8 protein-coding genes are annotated in these 6,924 nt (G+C 44.3%); 5 read left to right on the forward strand and 3 right to left on the reverse strand.

Annotation, left to right across the window (positions count from 1 at the left end; translation table 11 throughout):
* Nucleotides 1-230 precede the first annotated feature (230 nt).
* The gene (locus AB4653_RS09905; RefSeq protein ID WP_102257934.1) at nt 231-449 is read left to right on the forward strand and encodes a hypothetical protein; all 219 of its coding nucleotides are present in this window, start codon (nt 231-233) and stop codon (nt 447-449) included.
* On the opposite strand, the gene AB4653_RS09910 is transcribed toward AB4653_RS09905, so the two are convergent.
* From AB4653_RS09910 to AB4653_RS09920, 3 genes are all read right to left on the reverse strand, one after another.
* Nucleotides 444-695, reverse strand: coding sequence for an ogr/Delta-like zinc finger family protein (locus AB4653_RS09910; protein ID WP_102257933.1), 252 nt, complete (start codon nt 693-695; stop codon nt 444-446). The two genes, AB4653_RS09905 and AB4653_RS09910, sit on opposite strands and share 6 nt — an antisense overlap.
* A gap of 66 nt (nt 696-761) precedes the next feature.
* Nucleotides 762-1,793 carry a phage portal protein gene (locus AB4653_RS09915; RefSeq protein ID WP_102257932.1) on the reverse strand — a complete coding sequence of 344 codons (1,032 nt, stop codon included), beginning with the start codon at nt 1,791-1,793 and terminating at the stop codon, nt 762-764.
* Nucleotides 1,790-3,559, reverse strand: coding sequence for a terminase large subunit domain-containing protein (locus tag AB4653_RS09920; protein WP_102257931.1), 1,770 nt, complete (start codon nt 3,557-3,559; stop codon nt 1,790-1,792). The genes AB4653_RS09915 and AB4653_RS09920 overlap by 4 nt, the downstream gene beginning before the upstream one ends.
* A 165-nt stretch (nt 3,560-3,724) precedes the next feature.
* On the opposite strand from AB4653_RS09920, the gene AB4653_RS09925 reads away from it, so the two are divergent.
* From AB4653_RS09925 to AB4653_RS09940, 4 genes are all read left to right on the forward strand, one after another.
* Nucleotides 3,725-4,579 carry a GPO family capsid scaffolding protein gene (locus AB4653_RS09925; RefSeq protein WP_102257930.1) on the forward strand — a complete coding sequence of 285 codons (855 nt, stop codon included), beginning with the start codon at nt 3,725-3,727 and terminating at the stop codon, nt 4,577-4,579.
* Entirely contained in the window at nt 4,579-5,589 is a 1,011-nt protein-coding gene (locus tag AB4653_RS09930) for a phage major capsid protein, P2 family (protein WP_102257929.1), read from the forward strand. The genes AB4653_RS09925 and AB4653_RS09930 overlap by 1 nt, the downstream gene beginning before the upstream one ends.
* Nucleotides 5,590-5,599: 10 nt before the next feature.
* Nucleotides 5,600-6,316 (forward strand): phage terminase small subunit, encoded by a 717-nt coding sequence (gene gpM, locus AB4653_RS09935; RefSeq protein WP_102257928.1) that lies wholly within the window; start codon nt 5,600-5,602, stop codon nt 6,314-6,316.
* Nucleotides 6,317-6,422: 106 nt separating this feature from the next.
* A complete protein-coding gene (locus AB4653_RS09940; protein ID WP_102257927.1) occupies nt 6,423-6,887 on the forward strand; it encodes a head completion/stabilization protein in 465 nt (154 codons plus the stop codon).
* The last annotated feature ends 37 nt before the right edge of the window (nt 6,888-6,924 follow it).

The following is a 6,924-nucleotide window of genomic DNA, read 5'->3' on the forward strand; positions in this document are numbered from 1 at the left end:
TTTTTAAATCTGTAATTTATTTTAAGTCAATGAATTAAATAGAGTTTAATCATTTTTTGTTAGTTGTTAGGGTGAGCAATAAACTTATGCTCTCAAAGAAGAAATATGACATATGAGTGAAGCTAACTTAAGAATCTAGCTAGAAAGCTGTACAAATATCCAGTAAGTTTCACTATTACCAAGCTGTATAAATACACAGTAAATTCAGTCTTACTGATAAGGGTAATGATATGTCTAAAGAAAAACAGCTATTTCAATCCGGTCTTGAGGTCATTATTGATGGGGTTTCAATGAGTGAAGCTAGTGAAGGGAGCAGACAGGCAGGTGTGTACTTAATGGGTTTGCTGATTGCGGACAATAAGGGTGAACTAGACGCAGATAAAGTAAAGGCTATCCAATCAATCGTTGCAATGGCTGCAGAAGCCAAGTCACCAAAGTTTTCGTTATAGCATTGAAAGTTGCTCTTGGAGTTCTTGTCGTTGTTTTGGCGGTAAGGCCTGCGCTAGGTTGAAGACTAATTGTGATGTAGTTTTAGCGCTAGGGCTTAGAGTATGGCTATAAGATAAATTCATCACGAAGGTATGCCCACACTCAGGATCACTACATGAGCAATACAAATCTGCATGTTTTGTGCTCATTCTATTCGATTTCAGGATCCGGCTTCTTGCACCGCACTCAGGGCAAAACACTCTCATAACGTTGGCCTAACTTAATGGACTGACAGTATGATATTACGCCAGTTGCTGTATTTTTGTACAGTTTTATAAAGCGTCGCCCGTAGTAACATCAAATTTCAGGTGGAGGGTTTTTATGTTTCTAATTTCTGGGTCATTGTTCACTTCATCCATAATCAGTTCACATACGGGTATGATCTCATCTTTGGCGTATTCACTACCAATCTTAATCGGGTCACCTAAGCTGGTCGTTCCTTGTGGGATGATACCTGCCTTACCTACAGGAAAGCGATGACCTACTAAGATGTCTTGAGCTGTAATATTTTTAATGCGTTCGAATTCATCTTTCGTTGCTATGTCTCCCACAGGTATTAGCTGAATACCTTTCTCTGCACCACCAGGAATATTGACAAACATACTGCGGAAATTACCCACACCCTTTGAACTCGCGATCTTATCTTTTAGCATCTTTTCATCATCGTCACTTAAATTTGGGTCATTGGCGTAGAAGATAAAGCCCATGTGAGCACCGTTCTTGTAGTAGCGGCGACGAAAGAGTGTGGCATCTTTGTTTAGTAAGCTGCTTTGCAAACTACCCAAATAATCAGGTAATCCATAAATCTGCTGTTGCAAGTCTTCTTGAGGCAAGAAAATGATGTCATTTGCTTTGTAGACTCGTTGCTTGTTGTCACGCTCAAGTAACACAAAGTCACCATTTTTACGTCTACGTAGGTACATAGTCGGTAGAGGGAACAGGCGCACTGGCCGCTTAAAATGGTCGCGGATTTTTAAGAAGGCGGCATCACCAAAAGTGAAATAGTTATTACAAAACGATTGAAGTTGTCGACGTCTTACCCCTCCGCCCGCGATGAAACGAGCAGCAACATAGTTCGCACGTGCTTTTAATAAAGAGCCATGATAGGCATTAGCTCGTGATGTCTCGGCCAATCCTTGTCGTGAAATGGGCGGTTCCCAATAGTTGTCTGTGTCGTTGTAGAACAGCTCAGAATAAGACGTCATCCAACTGGTCGAGTCGATGGCTTCTGGTGATGAGTCAATGTGATAAACAGACTCGGCTAGTGCTTCTTGCTTAACTAGTTTTGTTTTAGTGTCGGTCATGCTGCAGTGGCCCAAGTTGATTTCGTTGGTGTTTCGTGATCTAACGGTTCGTTGATAATGGCGTGTGAAATTGCCCAAAACGCATCGGCGTGGCCTGTTGTCTCACTTCGAGCGGCTTTAAAGGTCATGGCGTTACCGCTATTGGTCGGAACCCGTTTAATTGCCATGAAGGCCATAGCAATGTCTTTGTGCTCGGCATCAAACTGAAGTCGCTTAGCTTCTATGACGTCGATCATCTTCATTACAAGGCGGTTTTTGTTTTCATTGCTGTAATGTATGGCGTGCGCTTCACGTGGATGCTTTTTCTTTATTAGGTCCCAAACACCACCCCCAATGCCGGTTGTATCTACGCCTATGTAAGTGACCTTATAGCGCTTAAATACCTTTTCGATCTCAGCTACGTGATATTGGAAGTTCAGTCCTTTCCAATAGTGTTTTTCTAACACACGGAATGTTTCACCGGCGACTGCTGGCGGTGCGATGACCACTAAACAAGCATTATCGCGCGTTCGGCTAGGGTCATAACCTAACCAGACTTCACGACCTGCAAAGGGTAATTTGGTTTTCGGCTTGAAATCCTGCCAGTGAGCAGAGTCAACCATGCCTTTCTCAAGATCAGAGAATTTGAAGACAGACAAAGCGCTGTCAACAAAGACACACATAAATAGGTTGTCGAAATCGTCTTTGCTGTATTCGTCTTTCAGATCTTCAATGTCGAATAAGTTACAGCCGCCCGCTGCAGCATCTTCAATGGTAACGACATAACGCCACTGCTTATCAGGGCAAAGTACACCGCCATTTCTATATTCCTCGAACGTAGGAAATTCAATTTTAGTGCGGGAGTCTCGACCTTTTCGCCATTGGTCGCCAGTCCAAAATGGGTATGCCTGGTGCATTTTCGATGATGGAGTCGAAAAGTAGGTCTTACGCCATTTTTTATGGGTAGCCATGGCCGAAGCGAGTTTATTGAGTTCGTTAAACTTAGGTATCCAGAAATACTCATCGATATAAACGTGGCCGTGATAACTCTGGGCGGTTTTACTATTGGTCGACAAAAAACGAAGTTCAGCACCATTAGAGAGAATGATTGGGTTCCCGGTCAGCTCGATGTTTAAGAACTCTTTTGCAATCGCAATGATGTAGCTGCGAAAAACTTCCGCTTGAGCACGTGACGCTGACAAAAAGATTTGGTTGTCACCAGTTAGAATCGCGTCTTCTAACGCTTCACCACTGAAATAATAGGTCGCACCAATCTGGCGGGATTTAAGAATATTTCGAATCCGCTGTTTTATGTTGTTGCGCATTACGTGTTGATAGGCGAACAGGGAATCGTGCCACGTGGCGAAATCTTCTTTGTTCAGTTCGCTGATGTCATTCTTTTTGCCTTTGCGCTTCTTTGGTTTAGAGCGACGGTCAGAACGCTGATCACTAGAGTTGTTTTTGTTGCCAGCGTTTAAAGATTGTTCACTTTGCTGCTTTTCTTGTGCTCTTTGTTTCTTCAAAGATGCGTGATGTTTTATAAGCCTATCCAGCATGTCTAGCTGGTTTTTGCTTGGTTCTTCCAATTCGAGCAGCGTTTGAATACGGTTCGCTATCGCTTCATCAATTGTTTGTTCACGCAACATATCCCGCCAACTGAATTTGTCTGCCCAGTAATAAATGATGCGTTCATTATTCAGGTTCAGTTCGGTAGCGATTTCACTTGGCGTCCAAGCTTTTAAATAGAGTGCTCGGGCGGTTTGTCGTACTTCGGGGGAATAGGCCATAAGCGCATCATACGCCCCGAAATATTGAAAATGATGAATGGAAATTCGGATGAATTCGGATAGAGGCCAAACCCGAATCCCTAGGAATTGAAGTAGCTGATCCCCTCCATTCAAAGGCGTATTGTTTTCTCAAACGGTGTGTGATTGACAAGTTTGAGTACAAAAATGCCAAAGATTAGTGAGTGGAAAATCATAGCGACAGAGGGCCCAACCGTTGACGGGAGAAAAATCACCCGTGATTGGATTGAACAGATGGCCGCGAGTTACTCAATGGATGAATACACCGCACTTATCTGGCCTGAGCATCGCCGCTTCTATGGTTACGGTGAAAACTGGGGACGAGTGGTCGAAGTGAAAGCGGAGCAGTTGAACGGTAAATTACGCCTATTTGCGAAGCTCGAACCTAACGATTATATGCTCGAAGCCAATCGTAGAAAGCAAAAACTGTTCACCTCTATCGAGCCAAACCCCGATTACAAGGGGGAAGGTCGTTGCTATTTAATGGGCTTAGCGGCGACTGACTCACCAGCGTCAACAGGGACATCACGCCTTCAATTTTCTCGCATTAAAGGTGAAACCACCGAAATTCAAGCTAGCCACCTAGAAGAAGTCGATTTTTCAGATTGCTTTACTCATAAAGACCGATTTTTTGCGGCATTCAATGAATTTTTCTCTTCTGGTGATGAAGAGCCAGAAACGCCATCAAAAGTAGAGGACACCGACGTGACCGAAGAGCAACTCAAAGCCGCACTGGAAGAACATTTTTCTGTCTTTAAGGGCGAGTTTAAGAAAGAACTGAAAGAAGCGTTCAATTTGCAAGAAAGTCCAGAGCAGCCAGAAGAGGCCAGCCAAGCCACCGTTGAGCAGTTTTCTGCAACGTTGGAAGAAAAGTTGGCCTCGTTTATTGAGAAAGTGAACGATATCGAAACTAAGTTCGCTGAACTATCACAAGAAGTACCTAATCAAGAGCCGGATCCATCGGGTGCGAGTGAGAAGTTCTCATCTGAGGAGATTATTTAATGCTTAACGCAATATCGACTAAATACCTACAAGAGTTTTGTGCGGCAACATTAGAAGCCGCGAATGCTCCACAAGGGACGCAGTCTTTTAACTTAACGCCTCCAATGGAAACTAAGTTACGCCAAGCGATCATGCAGTCGAATGCGTTTCTAGGCATGGTTTCATTGTTACCTGTTCAGCAAATCAAAGGTCAAGTGATCGATGTTGGTGATGATGGCTTGTCGACGGGTCGCTCCGACACTGGACGTTTTAGCGTTGAAGTGGGACAAAGTGGCAATACTTACGAACTAACCAAAACAGATTCTGGCGCACATATCCTTTGGGAAACCATGACCCAATGGGCTAATTCCGGTTCGAAAGGCCAATGGTTGGTCATGATGAAAAACGCGATTTCTCGTCGTTTTGCGTTAGACATGCTGCGAATTGGTTTTAACGGTACCTCTATTGCGGTCAAAACTAACCCAGTAGCTAATCCTCTTGGCCAAGATGTGAACAAAGGTTGGTTAACAATAGTTAAAGAGAAAAAATCAAGTCAAGTTCTTCCGTCGGCCCTGTTAGATCCTACCGGAGCTGCTGAGGACTCCTACAAGAATTTGGATTCCTTAGCTCAAGACCTAATCAATACCACCATTGCTCCAGAGCATCGCCAAGATCCAGATCTTGTCGTGTTGGTGGGTTCTGACTTGGTGGCGGCTGAGCAGCATCGTTTGCTTGAATCTGCAGATAAACCAACGGAGCACAAGGCGGCACAGAGCCTGGCTAAGACTATCGCGGGTAAAAAGGCCTATACACCACCATTCTTTCCTGCTGATCAGCTATGGGTGACCAATACCAAGAACTTGCAAATTTTAACGCAAGAGGGGACGCAATGGCGTAAACAGAAAAACGATGAAGATGAGCTTCGTTTTAAGCAAAACCATATCCGTATGGAAGGTTACGCTGTGGGTAATTTGAAAAAGTTTGCGGCTATCGAATCAGTCACTGTCGTTGACTCTGATTCAACAGTTTAAGGGGTGAGATATGGTGAGCCCGTTAGCAAGACAGCGCCGACAACTTCTTGAAAAGCATGCTAACCAGTCTGCATCGGAATTGATTTCCGGTGCAGATACCGAAAGCCTGCACATCAAGCTGCTCGGTTTTGAAGACGATCGCAAGTGCCTAAAACAGCTCAATGCCATCGAAGACAGAGTGAAGCATAAACGAGAGGTTTTAGTACCGAAGTACAAACCTTACGTGGAAGCGTATTTGGAAAAAGGTGAAGTCTTCGAAAACCCAATCTTTACCAATATGGTGATTTGGTTATTCGATGTTAACGAGATGGATACCGCTATTGATTGGTGCATGAAAGCCATAGAGATGGACTTGCCGACACCAGAAAACTTTCGTCGTGACTGGCCGACAGTTTGCGCTGATGCCGTTCTTGAGTGGGCAGAGAAAGAATCGGCCCGTGGTCATTCGATTGAACCCTATTTCGGACAGGTGTTTGAAAAGGTCGCTAAAGAATGGCGATTGCATGAAAAAGTTCAATCCAAGTGGTACCGATTTGCAGGCTTGCACTTAATTCTAAATGAACAGGGACAACCGCAGCCCACGGCTATCGGGGACTTAGAAACATTAGAAAAAGCGTTGGTATTACTGCAACACGCTCACGATAAGTACGAGAAAGTGGGGGTGAAAACCAAAATCGGTCAAATCGAGCAACGTATTCGTGCCATTAAAGAAGGTTCGAATCTTTAAAGACTCCTATGCCGCCGAGCCTCGACTGGCGAGGGTGCGATAGCTTTTAGTTCATCGTGACCTATCGACCCAGTGGCTAGAGGCTCACTTATATCAAGGGGATGCAATGTTTAATGGTTCATCAGGAGCAGACTATCAAGATACCAAAATCATCAATGATGGTTTTTGGCCGGATATTAATGCCGGTGATTTTGAGAAACGTCGTGGGGTACCAGCTCATATGGACAAAGAAGCGATTGCATACGCTGTCGCTGCTGCAATTGCACAACTAAACATTGAATTAAACACGACCAAAGAACAATACCAAAAAAGCGGGTTTGCTAAAGCTTCCAGTGTGACAGGGCAACCAAGCATTGGAGAGAAAAACTTATTAGTCATTCTGTATGAAAAGGCGGTTTATGCGAGAGCCAAAGCCGACTTGTTACCTGAGTTCGCCACCCAGCAAACCAAAGAAGCCGGTGATCGAGTCGCTGAAAAAGAGTCTGACACCAAAGAGAGTTTGCTAGCAGAAAGCCAGCAGCATGTTCGAGCGATGAAAGGCAAAGGTCGAGTGGGTGTGGAGCTTATATGAGTTTTGAGCCAAAAGGTCAAAGTGAAATGGGGTATTT

It is taken from the genome of Vibrio sp. 10N.222.48.A3 (genome assembly GCF_041475345.1).
Classification (GTDB): Bacteria; Pseudomonadota; Gammaproteobacteria; order Enterobacterales; family Vibrionaceae; genus Vibrio; species Vibrio tasmaniensis_A.